This is a genomic window from Bradyrhizobium sp. 33ap4 (genome assembly GCF_032654765.1).
Lineage (GTDB): Bacteria > Pseudomonadota > Alphaproteobacteria > Rhizobiales > Xanthobacteraceae > Bradyrhizobium > Bradyrhizobium australafricanum.
On the sequence record NZ_JAUMTJ010000032.1, the window covers coordinates 1 to 20,466 of the forward strand.

17 protein-coding genes and 1 pseudogene are annotated in these 20,466 nt (G+C 64.8%); 5 read left to right on the forward strand and 13 right to left on the reverse strand.

The genetic code is table 11. From position 1 onward, the window contains the following. The first annotated feature begins 191 nt into the window (after positions 1-191). Entirely contained in the window at positions 192-401 is a 210-nt protein-coding gene (locus Q2M23_RS23905; protein ID WP_092084574.1) for a hypothetical protein, read from the forward strand. Between the two features lie 81 nt (positions 402-482). Here Q2M23_RS23905 and pyk read toward each other — a convergent pair whose 3' ends face one another. The 6 genes and pseudogenes from pyk to Q2M23_RS23935 form a co-directional block, all read right to left on the reverse strand. Further along, the gene (pyk, locus tag Q2M23_RS23910; RefSeq protein WP_229190207.1) at positions 483-1,898 is read right to left on the reverse strand and encodes a pyruvate kinase; all 1,416 of its coding nucleotides are present in this window, start codon (positions 1,896-1,898) and stop codon (positions 483-485) included. Positions 1,899-1,901: 3 nt separating this feature from the next. Beyond that, positions 1,902-3,199: pseudogene (locus Q2M23_RS23915) on the reverse strand (glycerate kinase). Between the two features lie 30 nt (positions 3,200-3,229). Next, positions 3,230-4,588, reverse strand: a complete 1,359-nt coding sequence (oxlT, locus tag Q2M23_RS23920) for an oxalate/formate MFS antiporter (protein WP_229190205.1) — start codon at positions 4,586-4,588, stop codon at positions 3,230-3,232. A gap of 65 nt (positions 4,589-4,653) precedes the next feature. Next, complete coding sequence (locus Q2M23_RS23925; protein WP_141341029.1) at positions 4,654-5,436, reverse strand: fumarylacetoacetate hydrolase family protein; 783 nt, start codon at positions 5,434-5,436, stop codon at positions 4,654-4,656. Positions 5,437-5,441: 5 nt separating this feature from the next. Beyond that, positions 5,442-6,461, reverse strand: a complete 1,020-nt coding sequence (locus Q2M23_RS23930) for a 2-dehydropantoate 2-reductase (RefSeq protein WP_057017096.1) — start codon at positions 6,459-6,461, stop codon at positions 5,442-5,444. Between the two features lie 85 nt (positions 6,462-6,546). Next, positions 6,547-6,960: a CBS domain-containing protein gene (locus tag Q2M23_RS23935; protein WP_057017285.1), complete on the reverse strand. Its 414-nt coding sequence runs from the start codon at positions 6,958-6,960 to the stop codon at positions 6,547-6,549. 238 nt (positions 6,961-7,198) lie between these two features. Between Q2M23_RS23935 and Q2M23_RS23940 the strand changes: the two genes are divergently transcribed. The 4 genes from Q2M23_RS23940 (at position 7,199) to Q2M23_RS23955 (ending at position 11,852) form a co-directional block, all read left to right on the forward strand. Beyond that, complete coding sequence (locus Q2M23_RS23940; RefSeq protein ID WP_316397231.1) at positions 7,199-8,047, forward strand: IclR family transcriptional regulator; 849 nt, start codon at positions 7,199-7,201, stop codon at positions 8,045-8,047. A gap of 181 nt (positions 8,048-8,228) precedes the next feature. Then, complete coding sequence (gcl, locus tag Q2M23_RS23945) at positions 8,229-10,016, forward strand: glyoxylate carboligase (protein ID WP_168856846.1); 1,788 nt, start codon at positions 8,229-8,231, stop codon at positions 10,014-10,016. 36 nt (positions 10,017-10,052) lie between these two features. Then, positions 10,053-10,838, forward strand: a complete 786-nt coding sequence (gene hyi / locus Q2M23_RS23950; RefSeq protein ID WP_141341031.1) for a hydroxypyruvate isomerase — start codon at positions 10,053-10,055, stop codon at positions 10,836-10,838. A 126-nt stretch (positions 10,839-10,964) separates the two neighbouring features. After that, the gene (locus Q2M23_RS23955; protein WP_316397232.1) at positions 10,965-11,852 is read left to right on the forward strand and encodes a 2-hydroxy-3-oxopropionate reductase; all 888 of its coding nucleotides are present in this window, start codon (positions 10,965-10,967) and stop codon (positions 11,850-11,852) included. A 144-nt stretch (positions 11,853-11,996) separates the two neighbouring features. Here the strand turns inward: Q2M23_RS23955 and Q2M23_RS23960 are convergent, their stop codons facing one another. The 7 genes from Q2M23_RS23960 to torT form a co-directional block, all read right to left on the reverse strand. Continuing rightward, positions 11,997-14,357 carry a xanthine dehydrogenase family protein molybdopterin-binding subunit gene (locus tag Q2M23_RS23960; RefSeq protein ID WP_316397233.1) on the reverse strand — a complete coding sequence of 787 codons (2,361 nt, stop codon included), beginning with the start codon at positions 14,355-14,357 and terminating at the stop codon, positions 11,997-11,999. A 15-nt stretch (positions 14,358-14,372) separates the two neighbouring features. After that, entirely contained in the window at positions 14,373-14,831 is a 459-nt protein-coding gene (locus Q2M23_RS23965; protein ID WP_141341052.1) for a (2Fe-2S)-binding protein, read from the reverse strand. 16 nt (positions 14,832-14,847) lie between these two features. Continuing rightward, positions 14,848-15,735 carry an FAD binding domain-containing protein gene (locus Q2M23_RS23970; RefSeq protein WP_316397234.1) on the reverse strand — a complete coding sequence of 296 codons (888 nt, stop codon included), beginning with the start codon at positions 15,733-15,735 and terminating at the stop codon, positions 14,848-14,850. Further along, positions 15,732-16,745, reverse strand: a complete 1,014-nt coding sequence (locus Q2M23_RS23975; protein WP_316397235.1) for an ABC transporter permease — start codon at positions 16,743-16,745, stop codon at positions 15,732-15,734. The genes Q2M23_RS23970 and Q2M23_RS23975 overlap by 4 nt, the downstream gene beginning before the upstream one ends. Continuing rightward, entirely contained in the window at positions 16,738-17,754 is a 1,017-nt protein-coding gene (locus Q2M23_RS23980; RefSeq protein ID WP_316397236.1) for an ABC transporter permease, read from the reverse strand. The genes Q2M23_RS23975 and Q2M23_RS23980 overlap by 8 nt, the downstream gene beginning before the upstream one ends. After that, the gene (locus Q2M23_RS23985; protein WP_316397237.1) at positions 17,751-19,289 is read right to left on the reverse strand and encodes a sugar ABC transporter ATP-binding protein; all 1,539 of its coding nucleotides are present in this window, start codon (positions 19,287-19,289) and stop codon (positions 17,751-17,753) included. Before Q2M23_RS23985 ends, Q2M23_RS23980 begins: the two co-directional genes overlap by 4 nt. Before the next feature lie 72 nt (positions 19,290-19,361). After that, entirely contained in the window at positions 19,362-20,462 is a 1,101-nt protein-coding gene (gene torT / locus Q2M23_RS23990; RefSeq protein ID WP_316397238.1) for a TMAO reductase system periplasmic protein TorT, read from the reverse strand. Between the last annotated feature and the right edge of the window lie 4 nt (positions 20,463-20,466).

Genomic DNA, 20,466 nt, shown 5'->3' on the forward strand with positions numbered 1-20,466 from the left:
CCAAGGCGGCCTCCCCAAAAGCAGCCTTGAATCTGATTTGCTCCTAAAAGGGAATCCCTAGAGTCCACACCACCTAGCGTTCGCCGGTTCACGTATCTGTCACTGCATTAAGAAAAGGCAATTTGGAATCGCGCGCTTGTGAGTGGCGACCCTGTACGGCCGGCTTATTTTGAGCCCGCGGAGGGACAGCCATGAAGCACAGCGCCGAACTGATCCAGACGATGCGCGATGCGTTGGATGCGGTCATGGCAAGCGTACCGGCGGATCAATCCGTGTTCGGTCTCAAGGCCGCTGTTGCGGAATGCATCCTGCGAGCCGCAGCTCACGGCCAGACATCGTTCGACGGGCTCGTGACGTCGGCATCCGATCAGCTTCAGTCGATCATCTCGATGCTGACCTAGGCGATCGGGATGCGCGCGACCGTCGCGTTCGCCTTGCCGCGCGGTGCGCTGATGATGCAATCGCTCGGGCCGACGGTTCTCTCAGGGCAGCGATACGACCCGTAGATTGTTGGTCGTTCCCGCTTGTCCAAAGGGAATGCCGGCGACCACGACCAGCAGATCGCGGCTCGATGCAAACTGCTCTGCTTGCGCGAATGTGGTTGCGCGCTCGACCATCTCCTCATAGCTCTGAACGTCGTCGGAAAGCACGCTGTGAGCGCCCCAAAGCAGGCACAAGCGGCGGGACACTTCGCGGCTTGGGGTGATGGCGAGGATCGGGCGGCTCGGCCGCTTGCGCGCGACGCGTGCGGCCGTGGTGCCGCTCGAGGTGTAGGCCACAATGGCCGCGGCGTGAACGACGGAGGCGAGATCGGCCGCTGCCGTGGCCACGGCATGCGGTGGCGTTTGCTCTTCGCCGGGCTGGGTCGCCTCGACGATCGAGCGGTACATCTTGTGTTGTTCGGTGCTGCGGATGATGCGGTCCATCATCTCGACCGCCTCGCGCGGATATCGGCCTGTCGCGGACTCCGCCGACAGCATCACGGCGTCTGCGCCATCATAGATGGCGGTCGCAACGTCGGAGACTTCCGCGCGCGTCGGCGTCGGGGCGGCGACCATCGAGTCCAGCATTTGCGTGGCGACGATCACGGGCTTCACCGCGAGACGGCAGGCCCGCACCAGCTCCTTCTGGCGCCCCGGCACGTCCTCATGCGGGATTTCGACGCCGAGATCTCCCCGCGCAACCATGATGGCGTCGCACAGCTGGATGATATCGTCGATCCGTTCGAGCGCTGCAGGTTTCTCGATCTTGGCCATCAGGCCGGCACGGTCCCCGACGAGGCCTCTCGCTTCGATGATATCCGAGGGCTTCTGCACGAACGACAGCGCAACCCAATCCACGCCAAGTTTCAGGCCGAACTCCAGATCGAGGCGATCCTTCGCGGTCAGCGGTGAAAGATCGAGGACCGTACCCGGCAGATTGACGCCCTTGTGATTCGAGATCGTGCCGCCGACGATCACCTTGGCTTCGATGAAATCGTCACCGAGCCCGGTAACGCGAACGCGGACCCTGCCGTCGTCGATCAGAAGGTCATGGCCGGGGGCAACGGCGGCAAAGATCTCCCGATGCGGGAGGGGAATTGCGGTTCGGTCGCCTTCCGATCCGGACAAGACGAACCGAATGGTCTCTCCGGCCATTGCGGCGATCTTTCCATCGCGCAAGGTGCCGACGCGGATCTTCGGGCCCTGGAGGTCCATCAGGATGCCGATCGGCCGGCCGACGTCCTGTTCCAGCTTTCGGATCGCCGCGTGAATGCGTGCGTGATCGCTCTGTGTTCCATGACTGAAGTTCAGGCGGAACGTATCGACGCCCGCCAGCAGCAGTGCCTCGAGCATCTCGGGGGAACTGCTTGCTGGACCAACGGTTGCAACGATCTTGGCTCGTCGATGACGACGCATGGATCACCTCGTCGGTGGCTGGCCGGCTGCGATCAGCACGGCACGGATATCATTGACGTTCGTAAGCGTCGGCCCGGTGCGCACGAGGTCTCCAAGGCGGTCGAAGAACGAATAGCTGTCATGGGCAGCCAGATGCGCCCGTGCGTCAAGCAGATTCGCGGCGGCGCGCCGCAGCGTATCCGGACCGATCAAAGCGCCAGCCGCATCTTCCGTTCCATCAATTCCATCGCTGTCGCCCGCAACGGCCCAGATATCGGATGCGCCGGACAGGGCGACGGCAAGCCCCAGCAGGAATTCGGTGTTGCGGCCGCCGTGTCCCGCCGGCCCGCGCCCGATCGTCACCGTCGTCTCGCCTCCGGACAGCAGCACCGCGGGGGCAGGGCCCGGCTGCGCATATCTCGCGACCGACCGGGCGATGCCGGCCATCACGGTTCCGAGTTCCCGTGCCTCGCCCTCGATCGCGTCTCCAAGGATGATCGGCGTCAGGCCTTCGTCCCGGGCGGTGCTGGCCGCAGCGTCAAGCGCATGGAATGGAGCGGCAAGGATGCGGACATCAGCATCGATCTCGCCGGGCTTGGGTGTCTCGTCCGCTTGTTCGAGCACAAGCCGCGCCGCTTCCGGCAGGTCGATTGCAAAGCGGCCAACGATCTCCAGCGCAGCGGCTTTCGTGCTGCTGTCCGGCAGCGAGGGACCGGAGGCAATCGCCGCGGGATCGTCGCCGGGAATGTCTGAGATCACAAGGGTCGTGACGCGGGCGGGACGGGCGGCCAGCGCCAGCCGACCGCCCTTGATCGCGGACAGATGTTTGCGGACGACGTTCATCTCGGCAATCGTCGCGCCGCTTGCAAGGAGTGCCCGGTTGACCGCCTACTTGTCGGCGAGAGTGTCATCGGAGATGCCGGCAGGGTCATCAGCGCCGAGCCACCGCCGGACATCAGGGCGATGACGAGATCGTCTGCAGAAAGCCCCTCGACGGCGCGCAGCATGCGAAGGGCCGCGGTCCTGCTCGTGTCATCCGGCACGGGGTGAGACGCTTCGAGCACTTCGATACGGCCGGCTGGAACCGAATGGCCGTGGCGCGTGACGACGACGCCGGAAAGCGCGACGTCAGGCCATGCCGCGTCGAGGCCCGCAGCCATTGCCGCCGACGCCTTACCCGCGCCGACGACGATGCATCTGCCCCTCGGCTTTGCCGGCAGGGCGTCGGCAATCGTGATCCTCGGATCGGCGCTCGCGATGGCGGCGTCGAAGATTCGCCGCAGGGCGGTCCGAGCCCGCACATCCGTCCATCTGTCGTTCAATCGCTTGCGCTCCGGCCGATAGGTCTCTTGTTATGGCGCCTTCTCGAGACGGTCGTAAGACATGGGTGCCTCAAGTCGACCGCCTTCACCGGGAAAGACCTTTGCGCGAGCGATTGCGGCACTTGCCGTCGCTTCACTGCCGAGAATGAACGCGCGCCGCATCGGCTTGATCAGGAACAACGCGGTGAGGGCAGCGGTCGCATTGAGTGCAACCGCGACGATGAACACGGCCTGCCAGCCGAGCTGGGAAGAGATGATGCTCGCGAGCGGCACGAGCAGCGCCGCCGTGCCCTTCGCCGTGTAGAGCATGCCGTTGTTGGTGGTTGCATATTTGGCGCCGAACGTGTCGCCCGACGTCGCGGGAAACAGGCTGTAGATTTCGCCGAAGACGCCGAAATAGATCGCCGTGGCCAGCACGAAGACAACCGGAATGTGACCGTAGGTGGACAGCGTCAGCAACATCAGCGCCGCTGTCGCGAACGCGATGAACATCGTGTGCTCGCGCCCGATATTGTCGGAGACCCAGCCAAAGAGCGGACGGCCGAAACCGTCGAAGACGCGATCGAGCGAGATGGCAAACGTCAGTGCCGCCATCTGGAAGCCCGCCAGGGTGACCGGCGTGTCCGCGATCTTGAAGTCATGCGCGATCGGCCCGATTTGCGCGGCGGTCATCAAGCCGCCGGAAGCCACCATGACGAACACCACGTACATGACCCAGAAGACCGGGGTGCGCAACACCTGGGGCGGAGTGTAGTCGATCGCACTCTGCGGCAGATTGAGACGCTTTTTCCTGGGTGCTTCGACGCCATGCGGTGGCCGGACGAACCAGGCCAGCAGGATGACGATGAGGCCTTGTCCGATCCCGAAGGTCAGGAAGGTGCTCTGGTAGCCGCTGGCGGCAATCATGTTGGCAATCGGTACGACGGTGAGGGCCGCACCGGCGCCAAACCCGGCGGCGGTTGCTCCTGCGGCCAGGCCGCGCCGGTCCGGAAACCATTTCAGGGCATTGCCGACGCAAGTGCCGTAGACGGCGCCGGCACCGATGCCCGCGACGACAGCTGCCGCATAAAGCGTGACGAGAGAGGAGGCGTATGAGTTCATGATCCAGGCCAACCCGATCATCAGCCCGCCGAACATGATGACGATGCGGGGGCCGTATTTGTCCACGAACCAGGCCTCCACCGGCACAAGCCATGTCTCCGTCATCACGAAAATCGTGAAGGCGAGCTGGATGGCCGGACGGCCCCAGTGAAACTTCGCGTCGATCGGATCAACGAACAGCGTCCAGCCATATTGCAGGTTGGCGATCATCGCCATGCAGACGATGCCGATCGCCAGTTGCAGCCAGCGGAAGCCGCCGGGCGATGATGCCGGGTTGGTGGAGATCATGTACGCTCCTAAGGCAGATAATCGTCGTTTGGGCCGGCTGCGTCGGGTTGTCGTCCCGCCGCAGCCTACTGACGGAATTCGTTGGTCAACTCGCCGATTCCGTCGATCGCGACGGTGACCGTGTTGACGGGCTCCTTCATCACCCCGACGCCAATCGATGTCCCGCAGCAGATCAGGTCGCCCGGCAACAGCGTCATGTCGTGCGAGATCTTGCTGACCAGCGTCTGTGCGCTGAAGATCATGTCCGCGATCGGGTAGTTCTGGCGCTCGACGCCGTTCAGGATGGTGCGCACCACAAGGCTTGCGGGGTCGAGGCCTGAGGCAATCACGGGGCCGAACGGGCCGTATCCATCGAAGCCCTTGGCCCGCGCCCATTGCGGGAAGGTCGGGTCGCGATTGAGGATGTCCGCGGCGGTGACGTCGTTGGTGCAGGTGTAGCCGAAGATAAAGGCGTCGGCCTGTTCGGGCGCGACCGCGGTGCAGCTCTTGCCGATGACGATGCCGAGCTCGCCTTCGTAGGTCGTCTTGCCATCATAGCCCAAGGGGCGCGTGATGATCGCGCCAGGCGTGGTGACGCTGGTCGGCGCCTTCAACAGGTACAACGGTTCGGCGGGCTCAGGTGATTTCAGCTTCTCCGCAAGCGCGTGAAAATTGTTCCAGAGCGCGATGACCTTGCTCGGTTGCGTCGGGGCGAGCAGCTCGACGTTGTCCAGCGCCAGCGTTTGTCCAGTCGGTCGCATGTCGCCGAACATGTCCCCTTCGTGCACGGAGATGCCGGATGGAATGAGTTGCCCGAAGCCGATTTCGGCATGGTGGCGGAAGCGGACCCAGCGCGTAACATTGGCCATCGGGATCACGCCACCGCCAGCGTTTCTGCTGCTGCGGCGCCGGCCGCCCCGTCATAGAGGCCGGCCAGCCTGGTGCGCTGCGCGACCAGGGCCAGCACCGCATCGAGGGCGGGCGTCGCGATTCCTGTCATCCGGCCCATCTCCTGCACCACGGTGATCAACGGATCGATCTCGACCGGACGTCCGCGCTCGAGATCCTGCAGCATCGAGGTCTTGTGCGCGCCGACCTTGCGCGCACCTTCGATGCGGCGTTCGACATCGACCCGAAACTTGACGCCGAGGCTTTCCGCGATCGCCTGGGCCTCCAGCATGATCGCCCGGGACAGCGCGCGCGTGCCCGGATTGCTGCAGATCACGTCGAGCGTCGCGTGGGTGAGGGCGCTGATCGGGTTGAAACAGACGTTGCCCCACAGCTTGAGCCAGATCTCGTCACGGATACGGTCGAGGACCGGAGCTTTCATGCCCGCGGCCACGAACAGCTCGGAAAGTTTCTGGACGTCGGATGTGATCTCGCCGGAGGGCTCGCCCAGCGGAAAGTTGTTGCCGTAGACATGGCGGATCACGCCGGGCGCCTCGATCTCGGTGGCGGGGTACACCACGCAGCCGATCGCGCGCTCGGGGCCGAGCTCGTTCCACTGCTGACCGCCAGGATCGATGCTCTCGAGCGTCGATCCTTCGTGCCGACCACCGTGCTTGTGGAAATACCAATAGGGAATGCCGTTGACGGCGGTGACGATGCGGGTCCGATCGCCCAGCAGCGGCCGCATGGGCTCGATGACACCGGTGATCGAATGCGCCTTGAGGCAAATGATGACGTAATCCTGCTCGCCGAGTTCGGCGGGGTTGTCGGTGCAGCGAGGATGCACGACGCGCTCCTCGTCGCCGATCAGGAGTTTCAGGCCGTTCTGCCGCATTGCGGCGAGATGCGCACCCCGCGCGACCAGGCTGACATCGGCACCAGCACGCATAAATTCGACACCGAGATAGCCGCCGATCGCGCCGGCGCCGTAGATGCAGATTCTCATTCGATCCTCGCAAGCAGAGTGGGGACACAGCAGGAGCCGCAGCGGCTCGAACCGAGTAGCGTGGCAATGGCCTTGGGCAAGTCTGTCAGGCCGCGCAGGCGGCTTCCTCGAAAGCAAGGGTGATGTCCCGCATGCTCACGACGCCGACGAGCCGGCCATTGTCGATGACGGGGACATGGCGGATTCCATGACGGGCCATGAGGCGCTCGACATCCGTGAGCGCATCTTGCGAATTGCAGGACAGCAGCGGCCGCGGCGAGATGAATTGCGCGACTTTCATCGCAAGACCATTAGTGCCGCGCTCGGCGATCACAGCGACGACGTCGCGCTCGCTGAACATCCCGATCACGGCGGCGTCCTTGCTGCGCGAGGCGTTCCTGACCACGAGGGCGCCGACATTGCTCGCGTACATCAGGTTCGCCGCAATGCTCACGGTTTCGTTCGAGCCGATCGTCACCACGTGCGCATTGTTGGCGCGAAGGATGTCCCCGACGTACATGGCATCGTCCTCCCGGTTGCTTGATCTGGTCATTATGAAGCGATCGTGGTATACATTATCCCAGAAGTCAAACAAAAGAATCGAGCCATTTGCCAAGAAGAATGGCAAAAATACTGACCTATTCGCGAGTATTGTCGCCTTGACTCCATGGCCTTTTGGTATGCGATATGCCAATTCTGGAGCTCGCTCTCGACGAGCAATTTCGTTCTGAACCGCAACCGGTTAGGGGCAGGTCGTGATGAAAAGAGAGCCGATCCGGCGCAAGCCGTCCGATCCCGATCTTCGCGCGCAGCCGGAGCTGGACGCGCGCGACGGCGGTGTTCAGTCCGTTGATCGCGCCATGCAAATCCTGGAGACACTTGCAGAGGATGATGAAGGCTATCGGCTGACCGATCTGGCGATCCGCACCGGCCTGTCTCCCTCGACCGTACATCGGCTGCTGACCACGCTCGAGAACCGCAGGTTCGTTCAATTCGACCGCGACGAATCCAAGTGGCACATCGGCGCGCAAAGCTTCGTGGTCGGCTCGACCTTCGTGCGCCGGCGGAATTTTGCCGCGCAGGCACTGCCTTATCTGCGCAAGCTGCGCGACCAGACCCGGGAAACGGCCAATCTTGCCGTGGTCGACGATGAATCCATCGTCGTCGTGTCCCGCATTGAAAGCCGTGAGATCATGCGCTCGCTGACCAAGGTCGGCGGACGCGTCGCGATGATCGCCTCGGGAGTGGGCAAGGCGGTGCTGGCTACCTATTCCGATGCAGACGTCAACGCGATCATTCGCCGTCAGGGCATGCCGCGGCTGACGGAAAAATCGATCGTGCGGCCAGGCGAGTTGTTCAAGGAATTGGAGAGCGTGCGGCGTCAGGGTTATGCGGTGGATGATGAAGAGGCGCGCCTCGGCCTGCGCTGCGTGGCCGCGGTCGTCTTCAACGATTGCAACGAGCCATATGCCGCAATCTCGGTATCCGGCATGGCGGACAGGCTGACGAACGAACGCTTGCCCGAGATCGGTACGATCGTGCATCGGATCGCAGCCGAACTCACGGCCGAACTTCGCGGGAACCGCACGCTGCAAGCGCAGGCGTAGGGCGGGCTGCAATTCCGTTCGCAACAATTTCCATTTCTACGCTGACGCTAATCGTTTGAAGACGCGCAAGAAATCGCGAGCGTTGCCACAGCGCGGAAATTCCAATCGATTGCGTTGAGATCGATGCTCGCGGGCCTGATGATCCTGCTCAGGCCAACTCATAGCGAGGCGGGATCATCACATGAAGATGCGAGCAGTCGATGCAGCAGTGCGCATTCTCCAACGCGAAGGGATCACGTGCGCATTCGGCGTTCCCGGCGCAGCGATCAATCCGCTTTACTCCGCACTGAAGCGCAACGGCTCGATCCAGCATATTCTGGCGCGGCACGTCGAAGGCGCCTCGCATATGGCGGAAGGCTATACCAGGGCGAAAGCGGGCAATATCGGCGTCTGCATCGGCACATCGGGTCCGGCCGGCACCGACATGATCACCGGCCTCTATTCGGCGATCGCTGATTCCATTCCGATCCTCTGCATCACCGGTCAGGCGCCGCGGGCGCGGCTCTACAAGGAGGATTTCCAGGCCGTCGACATCGAGTCGATCGCAAAACCGGTGACGAAATGGGCCGTCACCGTGCGCGAGCCGGCGCTGGTGCCGCGCGTGTTCAGCCAGGCTTTCCATGTCATGCGGTCGGGGCGGCCGGGACCGGTGCTGATCGACCTTCCGCTCGATGTGCAACTGGCCGAGATCGAGTTCGACGACGAGACCTATTCACCGTTGTCGGTCTACAAGCCGACGGCGACGCGCAAGCAGATCGAGAAGGCACTCGAGATGCTGAACGCCGCGGAGCGGCCGCTGATTGTGGCCGGCGGCGGCGTGATCAACGCTGATGCATCCGAGCTGCTGGTCGCCTTTGCCGAAGCGGTCAACGTTCCGGTCGTTCCGACGCTGATGGCCTGGGGCGCTATTCCTGACGATCATGCGCTGATGGCAGGCATGGTCGGCTTGCAGACCAGCCATCGCTACGCCAACGCCACGATGCTCGAATCCGATTTCGTGCTCGGCATCGGAAATCGCTGGGCCAACCGGCATACCGGCTCGATCGAGACCTACACGAAGGGCCGCAAATTCGTGCATGTCGACATCGAGCCGACGCAGATCGGGCGGGTCTTCAATCCGGACCTCGGTATCGTCTCCGACGCCAAGGCCGCGCTGGAAATGTTCGTGAGCGTCGCCAGGGAGTGGCGGAAGTCCGGGAGGCTGCGCGATCGGCAGGCCTGGCCCGCCGCCTGTCGCGACCGCAAGCGTTCGATGCTGCGCAAGAGCCACTTCGAAAACATCCCGATCAAGCCCCAGCGCGTCTACGAGGAAATGAACAAGGCCTTCGGCCGCGACACCTGCTACGTGACCGTGATCGGATTGTCGCAGATCGCTGGGGCCCAGTTCCTCAACGTCTACAATGCGCGCAACTGGATCAACGCCGGGCAGGCCGGTCCTCTCGGCTGGACACTGCCGGCCGCGCTTGGCGTGCGTGCCGCCGATCCCGACCGCGACATCGTCGCGCTGTCGGGTGACTACGACTTCCAGTTCCTGATCGAGGAGCTCGCGGTCGGGGCGCAGTTCAATCTGCCCTACATCCACGTCGTCGTGAACAATTCATATCTCGGCCTGATCCGGCAGGCGCAGCGCGGCTTCGACATGGACTATCACGTCCAGCTCTCGTTCGAGAACATCAACGCGCCCGAGATCGGCGGTTACGGCGTCGACCATGTGGCCGTCGCAGAGGGTTTGGGCTGCAAGGCGATCCGGGTCACCGATCCGAACGACGCGCAGGCGGCGTTCGCGACCGCACGCGAGCTGATGGCGAAGCATCGCGTGCCCGTGGTCGTGGAGTTCATTCTCGAGCGAGTCACCAATATCGCGATGGGAACGGAGATCGACAACATCGTCGAGTTCGAAGAGGTGCTCGATCTTCCGCTCGATGACGTGCCGAGCGCATCACGATCCGGCACGCTGTTGCCGGCCTGACCACGTCTTTCATCGCTTCAAGCGGAGATACGACCCGTGCCTCAATTTGCTGCCAATCTCACCATGCTCTTCAACGAGCTGCCGTTCCTCGATCGGTTCGCGGCCGCCAAGGCGGCCGGCTTCAACGCAGTCGAGTATCTTTTTCCTTATGACTTCGAAAAGGGCGCGTTGCGGGAGGAATTGGCGCGCTGTGGGCTGACCCAGGTGCTGCACAATCTTCCAGCCGGCAACTGGGCCGCCGGTGAGCGTGGCATTGCGATCCTGCGCAATCGGGTCGATGAATTTCGCGACGGCGTGGTGCGCGCAATCGACTACGCAAAGGCGCTGGATTGCCGGCAGCTGAACTGCCTGGTCGGCATCGCTCCAGCCGATACGGATAGGGCGGACCTGCAGGAAGTCCTCGTGTCCAACCTGCGCTTCGCCGCAGGCGCGCTCGCCCAGCATGGCATCAGGCTCCTGGTCGAACCGATCAACACGCTCGATATTCCCGGCTTCTTCCTGAGCCGTACGGAACAGGCGGTGCAGCTCATTTCCGAGGTTGGCTCATCCAATCTGTTCATCCAGTACGACATCTATCACATGCAGATCATGGAAGGTGATATCGCGCGGACCCTGCAGAAGCATCTGGGCCGGATCGCGCATGTCCAGCTCGCCGACAATCCGGGCCGTTATGAACCGGGAACCGGCGAAATCAACTACTGCTATCTGTTCAAGCATCTCGACAGCATCGGGTATCGGGGCTGGATCGGGTGCGAATACAAGCCGCGGACGACCACGCTCGAGAGCCTGGGCTGGCACGCCGCACAGACTTTCGTGACCTAGAGCCTGTTCCGTTCCGATTGAATCGGCGACGGAGCTCTGGAATTTTATTTAACGCGGTTTCTTCACGCGAGCCGAGAGTCGCTCGCCGGAAAAACGCCTTCATCCGGCTGACAGAGAGCAACGACAATGAAAGACATCGGATTCATCGGACTTGGCACCATGGGACGTCCGATGGCCGGCCACCTCCTGGCTGCCGGCTATCGTCTGTTCCTGCACGACGTCGTACCTGTTTCGCCTGAGTTGATCGCGGCCGGCGGCATCGCTTGCGAGTCCGCCAAGCAGGTGGCGCAGGAGGCGGACGCCGTGATCATCATGGTACCGGACACTCCGCATGTCGAAGCCGTGCTGTTCGGTCAAGGCGGCGTCGCGGAGGGCATCTCCAAAGGCATGATCGTGACGGATATGAGCTCGATCTCTCCGCTGGCGACGAAGGAGTTTGCACGCTGGATCGATGCGCTCGGGGCCGATTATCTCGACGCGCCGGTCTCCGGCGGCGAAGTTGGTGCAAAGGCGGCCAGCCTGACCATCATGGTTGGCGGGCGGGAGCGGGCGTTCAATGCGATGAAGCCCCTGTTTGAAACGATGGGGAAGAATGTCACGCATGTCGGCGGCAACGGCGACGGCCAGACCACCAAGGTTGCGAACCAGATCATCGTGGCGCTGACCATCGAGGCGGTGAGCGAGGCGTTGCTGTTCGCCTCCAAGGCCGGGGCCGACCCCGCATTGGTGCGCCAGGCGTTGATGGGCGGCTTCGCGTCGTCCCGGATCCTCGAAGTGCACGGCGATCGCATGCTGAAGCGCAATTTTGATCCGGGCTTCCGCATTGAGCTGCATCAGAAGGACCTCAACCTCGCGCTGGAAGGGGCGCGCGCGCTTGGCTTGTCGCTGCCAGGCACTGCCGCAGCCCAGCAGCTGTTCAACGCCTGTACCGCCCTCGGCGGCAAAAGCTGGGACCATTCCGGCATTCTGAGAGCGCTGGAGGTCATGGCGGGCCACGAGGTCGCGGCTGCCTGAGCGCCGCGGAGGGGAATGGACGAAAATATCGTGGGCCTGGTCGGTGCGGGGACGGTAGCGCCTAACTGCCACGGATCAGGCGCCTGGCGCCCAAGTCGGTCGCTCAGCGTTCGGATTGTTTGCTGGGCATTTTTTCTGATGTCCCTAGGGCCACTGGTGAGGACGAACAAGGTTGTCCGCCCACACCTCGGCAATGTGAGACAGTGCCAGACCCGGCTTGCGCTCGAGCAGAAGCTCGAGCACGCGCGGCGGCGTTAGGGGTAATTCCTGCACCCGCTTTCCTGTCGCGTTGGCAACGGCGCAGGCGACGGTGGCGCCGACATTGAGGATCGGCACCTCGCCGGCGCCCTTGGTGCCGAGCGGCCCCACCGACGCCGCACCCTCATAGAGGCTGATCTCCACCGGTACGACGTCGAGCGCAAGCGGTACGCGGTAAGTCTCAAAGCCGCTTTGACTGACACGGCCATTGCTGCCGATCGTCACCTCCTCGTGCAGGGCGTAGCCCAGGCCCTGCACGACGCCGCCCTGGATCTGGCCGTGGATTGCGCGTGGATTCAGCGCACGGCCGACGTCCTGGACCACGCGATAGCTTAGCACCTCGACATGCCCGGTCTCCGGATCGACGGCGACCTCGCAGTCGTGGACGGCGAAGACGGGGATGTCGATCGCGTCGATGAAATGACCGGCAACGCAACCGGGCATCGCCGGCACGCCGGCGCCGGTGAAGGCGCCGGTGCCGGCGACCGGTCCGCCCAGCGCTTGAGCGCGGGTCGCGACCTCCGCGACGGTGCGGCCGGAGCCCGGCGCGCCCGCGATCTCGATCCGACCATCGCGCATGACGAGATCGCCGGGCGCGGCTTCGATCATCTCGGAGGCGATCCTCAAAAGCTTCGTGCGCACCTCCTGTGCCGCCGACAGGCTGGCGGCGCCGAGCGAGACGGTGGTGCGGCCGCCACCGACGCCGACATCATAACCGGCCGCATCGGTATCGGCGGCGCGGACGATCACCTGCTCGGGCGCGATGCCGAGCGTGCTGGCAACGATCTGCGGCAGGCTCTGCATCATCGAGCCGGAGCCGATCTCGACACCCGACGTGACCAGGGTCGCCGTGCCGTCGGCATTCATGTTCACCGTCGCGGCGGACGGGCCGACGAAGACGAACCAGGTGCCGACGGTGGTCGCGCGTCCAAGGAGCTTGCCGTCGGTGCGCGCCGGCAGCGGCGCAGCCGCGTCGCGCAACGTATCCATCCGGTCGAGCATCGGGCCGAGCACATCGCCTTCGAATACCTGGCCGGTGGCGCCGAGATCCTTGTCGCCGAGCACGTTGCGGCGCCGGAAAGCAAGCGGATTCATTCCGATCCGCGCTGCGATCTCGTCGGTGTGCCGCTCGAGCGCGAAGGTGTTGTAGACGCCATTGCAGCAGCGGAACGCGCCGTTCGGCGCCGTGTTGGTATAGACCGCGCGCGAGACCATGCGCACGCTGCCAAGCCTGTAGTTTCCGCCGAGCGTGTGTGCGGTCATGGTGGTCAGGAAGATCTGTTCGCCGCCATAGGCGCCGCAGTCCATCAGCACGACCGCCTCGCGGCCCACGATTTCTCCGTCGCGCGTCACCGCCGAGCGGATGCGAATATCGGCGTTCTCGCGGAACAGGCAGGTCAGCATCTCGTCCTCGCGGGAATTGACGAGGCGAACCGGCCGGCCGCTGGCGCGGGCGAGGAGGGCGGCGAAGGGCTCAACCGCCAGATCGAATTTGAGACCGAAGCCGCCGCCGACCGGCGGCACAGTGACGCGCACTTGCGATGCCGGCACGCCCAACGCGCGCGCGGTTGCATTGCGGACGCTCCAGGGAACCTGCGTCGACGTCTCGATATGGAAGCGGCCGTCCTCGTAGCTTGCGACGACCGCACGCGGCTCGAAGGCCACGTGGTTCTGCCGGCCGACGCGATAGAAACTTTCGACGATCTCGACGTCAGGCCGCGCAAAGGCGGCGTCGACGTCGCCGCGAACGACGGTCGCCTCCCAGGCGACATTGCCCGCACGCGCGCCGCCTTCGACCAGGACCTCATAGCCGCGCCAGTCCGGATGAACCAGCCGCGCATCTGGTGCCAGCGCCTCCGCCATGGTCAATATTGCGGGGAGTTGCTCGATTTCCACGTCGATCGCCGCGAGCGCGGCCTGCGCCTGCGCCAACGTGACGGCTGCGACCGCGGCAAGCGGTTCGCCGTCGTAGCGAATGACATCGCGGGCGAACAGCGGGTGATCGGCGATGCCGATGCCGATCATGCCGGGCGCATCCGACGCCGTCACGATCGCACGTACCCCCGGCATGCGGGCAGCCCTCGACGTGTCGAGGCGAATGATCCGGCCCGAAGGCAGGCCGGCACGCAGCACCGCGGCGTGCAGCATGCCGGGCAGATATCGATCGATGGTGTAGCGCGTACGGCCACGCAGCTTGTCGGCGGCGTCCCGCCGGCGCAAATCCATCGTCGCGGAAACGTCGGACATGCTTGCGTCTCCCGATTATGCGTCGGCCAAGGCGAGCAGCGTCGCCTCGACGATGCGTTCGTATCCCGTGCAGCGGCAGATGTTCCCGGTGAGTGCGGCCCGGATATCGTCACGGGTGGCGTCAGGCCGGGTCGTCAAGAGATGCGTCAGGCTCACCACCATGCCGGGAAAGCACATGCCGCATTGGACCGCATCGCTGGCCTCGAGGGCCGCCTGGATGCGGTTCAGTTCGCCGTGAGGCGCAAGGCCTTCGACGGTGCGGATCTCGCGGCCATCGGCGAGCGCGGCGGGCAACAGGCACGATGGCGTCGGCTCGCCGTCGACCAGCACCATGCAGGCACCGCAAAAGCCTTCGCGACAGACCGGTTTCGCGCCGGTCAGATGCATCTCCTCACGCAGAATGTCGATCAGCGGCGTGGCGGGGTCGGCCACGGAAGAGAGGCGATCACCGTTCACTGTCAAGTTGAATCCCATGTCGATCCCCACCGGTTCAGGAGCCAAGCGCTGCGATCGCAGCGCGGCGGACGAGACCGGGTAGCACGCTGACCCGATACCAGGCCGGGGCATCGACGCTGTCGCGGCCGACGAACTCATCCGCCAACGCGGCCGCACTCTGCGCCGCCTCCGCCGCATCGAGCGGGCGTCCGATCAGAGCTGCCTCGAGCCGCTCCCAGCGGCGCGCCACCGGCTCGACTGAACCGACCGCGACGCGCGCCGCCTGGACACGGTTCGCTGCATCGATGCTGACCGACAGGCTGACGATGGCGACCGGGTAGTCACCCGATTTGCGCAGCGGCAGGCGGGCATGGGCGCTTCTGCGCGCCGCCCGCGGCAAGATGATCCGCGTCACCAGATGACCGCGCGGAAGGGACGATCGGATCTTCAGGAAATGCGACAGGCCGATGCGCTCGCGGCCGTCGCGGTCCGACATTTCCACTTGGGCATCGAGGCAGAGCAGCGCCGGTACGCAATCCGCGGCGGCGAATTCCGACGTCGCGAGGTTGCCGCCGATCGTCGCCATCGCGCGGATCGCGGGATTGGCGGAGCGGCCGGCGGCGTCGACCAGGACCGCGAATTCCGCAAGATCAGCCAGGGCCGCCGCGAGTGCCGCATGCGTAACCGCCGCGCCGATCTCGATTGCATCGCTGTCGATACGAACCGTGGTTAGCTCGGCGATCTTGCCGATCGCGACATAGTGCGGCTTCAACCGCTCATGGCGGATCGGTGACCGCATGATCCACGTGCCGCCGGCAAAGGCAGCGCCGGCCGCGCCGAATTCGCTCAGTGCGTCGAGTGCGGAAGCGAGCGAGGGCGCAACGTAGATCGAGGCAGGTGCAGTCTCGCCCGCGACGCTCTGCATGGGAGAACCCGTCATCATTGGCGTCGCTCCAGTCGCAGGCGATCGAGCAGAACGCCGACGATGACGATCGCGCCGAGCACGACCATCTGGACGTATCCGTCGATCCGGGTGAGGTTCATGCCGTTGGACAGAATGGTGATGAACAGGGCGCCGAGCACCGCGGTGCCGACCCCACCGCGCCCGCCCGCCAGGCTTGTTCCGCCGACCACGGCGCCGGCAATCGCCTGCAGTGAAAGCGCCCCGCCGAGGTTCGGCTCGCCCGATCCGGTCCGCGCCGTCATCATGATCGCGCCGAGCGCCGCAAGCCCGGAGCACAGCACATAGGTCGCGATCAGGGTGCGCTTGACCGGCAGGCCGGCGACCGCCGCTGCGCGCGGGTTGGTGCCGATGAGGTAAAGCGAACGGCCGAACACCGTCCGCGTCAGGGTCCAATGGAGCACGGTGCCGACCCCGACCGTGATCGCGATGGCCGCCGGAATTCCGAAGACGCTGCCGCCGTAGAAGATCTGCGAGAACGGCGCCGGCACGCCTTGCACGGGCCGTCCGGACGATAGTGTGGTCGCAATCCCGATCGCGATATTGTAGCTGCCGAGCGTTGCGACGAAGGGGTTGACCCCGAGCAGCGCAATAACCACGCCGTTGAAGAGCCCGCACGCGGTGCCGAGCACGAAGCCGGCAGCGAGCCCGGCGAGCAGCACGGCGCCTGTACCATGGCCCGACGCCGTCGCGCCGGCCATCGCCAGCGCGGTGCCGACGCTCACCATCGATACGGTCGGGCCGAGTGCGAGGTCGAAGCCGCGCGTCAGGATCACCACGGTCTGGGCCATCGCGAACAGGGCCAGATAGCTGCTCTGTTGCGCGATGTTGAGCAGGTTGGCCGGCGACAACACGCCGCGGTCGACCGCGGCGAAGCCGAGCAACAGGGCCGCCAACGCGACCGGCAGCACTGCGCTCCAGAGCCAGCGACCCGGCGCCAATTTCGGGCGATCCGCGTTCTTGGCGGCGACGGACAATTCGAGGTCAGACACGAGCCTTGCTCCGTCGGCTGAGTTCGTCCAGCGCCACGGCCGCGACCATGATGACGCCGAGAAAGACCGGCTGCAGCCGGGAGTCGACGTGCAGGAGGTTGAGCGCATTGCCCAGGATGGTCAGGAACAGGGCGCTGATGGCGACGATTTCGATGCGCCCGACGCCGCCGCGCAAGCTCACCCCGCCGATCACGGCCGCTGCAATCGATTGCAGCATCATCCGGTCGCCGCCGAAGCTGGCCTGGCCGGAGCCGACCTGCGCGGTCAGCAGGATGCCCGTCAATGCCGCGAGCATGCTCGAGACAACGTAGGTGCCGACGACGTGGCGCTGGATCGATACGCCCGAAACGATGGCCGCATCGACATTGCCGCCGATCGCGTAGACGTAACGGCCGAACAGCGTGCGCCGCTGCGCAAACACCATCACGATGATGATGACCAGCGCGACGTGGACGGCGGTCGGCAGGCCGAGCGCCTGGGCGCGCCCAAAGCCCTTCACGAAGATATCGGGCATGCCGTAAACCGGGATTCCGTTAGTGATCATCAGGCCGACGCCCGCAGTCGCCGACATCGTGCCCAGGGTCACCACAAAGCCGGATACCTTGAGCTTCGCCACGCAGAATCCGTTGATGAGCCCGACCACGGCTCCGGAGCCGAGTCCGGCCGCGATCCCGCTGGCAATGATGAGGGCGTTGTTGCCGGGAGACGCGGTGGCTGCGGCGGCCATGGTCTTGGCGGTGACGACGCTCGCGAGCGCCACGACGGCGCCGACTGAGAGATCGAAGCCACCCGCGATGATGACCAGCGCCTGACCGCAGGCGACGATCGCGAGCAGCGACGCGTTGCGCAGGATGTTGAGGATGTTGATGATGCCGTAGAACTGCGGATCGATCGCCGACATGCCGGCGACGAGCAAGACCAGCAGGGCCGGCAGGAACCCGACACGGCCTGCGATCGATCGCAGGCCGATCGCGCCTTGCGGGTTTGCGCTGACCAGCGCGGTGTTCACGCGACCTCCGCGGCGAGATGGTCGCGGAAGAAGCTGGACAGCACGTTCTGCTCGGTCTTCTCGGAGTCCGTCAGTTCGGCGGCGATGCGGCCGTGATGCATGACGTAGAGCCGGTTCGACAGCGCCAGAACCTCCGGCAATTCCGACGACACCACGATCACGGCGGCGCCGGCCTCGACCAGCCGCTTCATGAACTGGTAGACCTCGAGCTTGGCGCCGACGTCGATCCCGACGCTCGGCTCGTCGAACAGGAACACGGTCAGCTCACGCGTGAGCGCGCGTGCCAGCATCACTTTTTGACGGTTGCCGCCGGACAGCGCGCCGGCGCTCCGTTCGATGTTCGGCGGCCTCAGCTGCAACCGCTCCATGATGTCCGCGATCGTGGCGCGTTCGGCGGCCTGCCGCAGCACGCCGAAGCGCGCGAAGGCGGGCAGGTCGAGCACCGTCATCGATGCGTTCTCGCGGATCGGACGGGACAGCGCGAGCCCTTCGGCAACCCGATTGGCAGGAAAATAGGCGATGCCGCGCTTCAGGCTTTGCCTCGGGGTCGGGAATTCGTAAGGCAGACCGTCGATCCGGATCACGCCTGATGCCGCGGCCTCGATGCCGTAGACCGCGCGGATCAGCTCCGATTTGCCGCAGCCGACGAGACCGGCGATGCCGGTGATCTCGCCGGCGCGGGCATGGAAATTCACCTCCTGAACGCTGCCGTCCGCGAGCGTCAGGTTTTCGATGTCGACCATCACCTTGTCAGGCCGGTGGGCGATGGCCGGGAACAGCAGGTCGATCCTGCGGCCGGTCATCAGCTCCACCAGCTCGCCGTCGGTCGAGCCGGGGGCGTCGAGGGTCTGGATGTGGCGGCCGTCGCGCAGCACCGTCACACGGTCGGCAAGGGCGCGGATTTCGCGCATGCGATGCGAGACATAGATCAGCCCGACATTCTGGCTCTTCAGGCGCGCGATCAGCTCGAACAGCCGTCCGGTCTCGCGCTCGGTCAACGAGGCAGTCGGCTCGTCAAGGATCAAAAGGCGGACGCGGCCGAGCAGGGCCTTGGCGATTTCGGCCATCTGCTGGTGCGCGCGGGAAAGGTCGTCGATCCGCTGCGCCGGATCGAGATCGAAGCCGAGCTCGTCGATCAGCGCCCTGGCGCGCTTGCGCATCTCGCGCGAGCGCAGCACGCCGCCATGGGTGACCTCGCGGCCGAGGAACAGGTTCTCTTCCACCGTGAGGCTCGGGATCAGCGAGAACTCCTGAAAGACCGGGCTGATGCCGATCGTACGGGCCCGCTGCGGCGTGAGATGATGGATCTCCTCGTCGCCAAAATGGAACGTGCCTTCGTCCGGCGGAAACGTTCCCGAGATGACATTGATCAGGGTCGATTTGCCGGCGCCGTTCTCGCCGAACAGGACATGAAGCTCGCCGGCACGAACGTCGAGGTCGACCCGGTCGAGCGCGCGAACGCCGGTGAAGCGCTTTGATATCCCCCGCAATCGAAGCAGAGGCTCGGCAGGCTTCGGGTCAATCTCGACATCCATCCGCGTCTCCGTTGGGCCGTGAGCAAGACGGGTGGGAGCAGGTGCTCCCACCCGGCACCATTCGCGAGCGGCTTACTTGGCCTTGACCGAATAGACCGGTGTCCAACTCGCCGGAGCCAGCACGAGGTCCATCTGCAATTTCGGTACGGTGGTCTTGTCGATGACAGCGGCGATCGGCTGGACAAGGCTCATGACCGGCTTCTTCTCGATGAGACGCACTGCCTGATCGATCGCGACGGCGCCTTCTCCGACCGGATACTGGGTTGCGAAGGCGAGGATGTCGCCGCGGTTGAGCGCGTCAAGCATGGCCTGGTTTTCGTAAGACGATACGATCTTCAGGTCGCTTCGGCCGGCCTCGGCAACGGCGCCGATGGCGGCTTCAGCGGTGGGGGCGGTGCCCCAGATCACGTTCATGCCGGGATAGGCCTGCAAGGCGTCCTGAATGAGCTGAAGCTGCACGGCGACGCCGGAGTCGCCGAATTTCTCGGCCAGAATCTTGGCGTTCGGGTTCTTGGCAACGGCCTTCTTGAAGCCTTCGTTGAACGACTCCGCCCAGCCAGAGCCGGCCGGACCGGGGAACGTCACGATGTTGAGCTTGTCGCCAGGCTTGGATTGCGCCAGCAGGCCGGCGCCGGTGACTTCGCCCATGGCGACGAAGTCGACGTAGTTGGCCGCGGGCAGCGCGTTCGGCGGCAGCGGGTTGGTGACGCCGACGACCGGCACGCCCTTGGCCTTGGCTTCCTCGAACTTCTTGCTGAGGCCTGCGCCGGAGATGGCGCCGACGATGATGGCGTCCGGCCCGCTCGCCATGCAGTCATCGAATTGCGACAGCTGTTTCGGCAGGTTCTCGTAACCTCCGGCCTCGTAGAGGTTCATGTTGACGTTCATCGCCTCGGCCTGTTTGGCGATGCCATAGGCGACGGCGACCCAGAAACTGTCCTTCATGTGCGGAAACAGCACGCAGAGCCTGTACGGCTTCTCGGCCTTCGGCAGCGGCGTGTACTCGGCCGGCTTCGGTGTGCCGGACGACGCGTCGTAGACCTTCATCGGAAACCACGGCGTCTCGGCCGCGGCCGGCGCGACCGCAGCGGCAAGGGCGAGGCCGGCGGCAAGGCCGAGCGCGGGGCGGATTGGCCAAACTCGATTAGGGGAAAGGCACGTCGTACTCGTCATAGCA

What these genes read in the sequence shown, in the direction of transcription:
- Q2M23_RS23905 (WP_092084574.1), top strand. Translation starts at nt 192, where the DNA reads ATGAAGCACAGCGCCGAACTGATCCAGACGATGCGCGATGCGTTGGAT.
- pyk (WP_229190207.1), bottom strand. Translation starts at nt 1,898, where the DNA reads ATGCGTCGTCATCGACGAGCCAAGATCGTTGCAACCGTTGGTCCAGCA.
- oxlT (WP_229190205.1), bottom strand. Translation starts at nt 4,588, where the DNA reads ATGATCTCCACCAACCCGGCATCATCGCCCGGCGGCTTCCGCTGGCTG.
- Q2M23_RS23925 (WP_141341029.1), bottom strand. Translation starts at nt 5,436, where the DNA reads ATGGCCAATGTTACGCGCTGGGTCCGCTTCCGCCACCATGCCGAAATC.
- Q2M23_RS23930 (WP_057017096.1), bottom strand. Translation starts at nt 6,461, where the DNA reads ATGAGAATCTGCATCTACGGCGCCGGCGCGATCGGCGGCTATCTCGGT.
- Q2M23_RS23935 (WP_057017285.1), bottom strand. Translation starts at nt 6,960, where the DNA reads ATGTACGTCGGGGACATCCTTCGCGCCAACAATGCGCACGTGGTGACG.
- Q2M23_RS23940 (WP_316397231.1), top strand. Translation starts at nt 7,199, where the DNA reads ATGAAAAGAGAGCCGATCCGGCGCAAGCCGTCCGATCCCGATCTTCGC.
- gcl (WP_168856846.1), top strand. Translation starts at nt 8,229, where the DNA reads ATGAAGATGCGAGCAGTCGATGCAGCAGTGCGCATTCTCCAACGCGAA.
- Q2M23_RS23955 (WP_316397232.1), top strand. Translation starts at nt 10,965, where the DNA reads ATGAAAGACATCGGATTCATCGGACTTGGCACCATGGGACGTCCGATG.
- Q2M23_RS23960 (WP_316397233.1), bottom strand. Translation starts at nt 14,357, where the DNA reads ATGTCCGACGTTTCCGCGACGATGGATTTGCGCCGGCGGGACGCCGCC.
- Q2M23_RS23965 (WP_141341052.1), bottom strand. Translation starts at nt 14,831, where the DNA reads ATGGGATTCAACTTGACAGTGAACGGTGATCGCCTCTCTTCCGTGGCC.
- Q2M23_RS23970 (WP_316397234.1), bottom strand. Translation starts at nt 15,735, where the DNA reads ATGATGACGGGTTCTCCCATGCAGAGCGTCGCGGGCGAGACTGCACCT.
- Q2M23_RS23985 (WP_316397237.1), bottom strand. Translation starts at nt 19,289, where the DNA reads ATGGATGTCGAGATTGACCCGAAGCCTGCCGAGCCTCTGCTTCGATTG.
- torT (WP_316397238.1), bottom strand. Translation starts at nt 20,462, where the DNA reads ATGACGAGTACGACGTGCCTTTCCCCTAATCGAGTTTGGCCAATCCGC.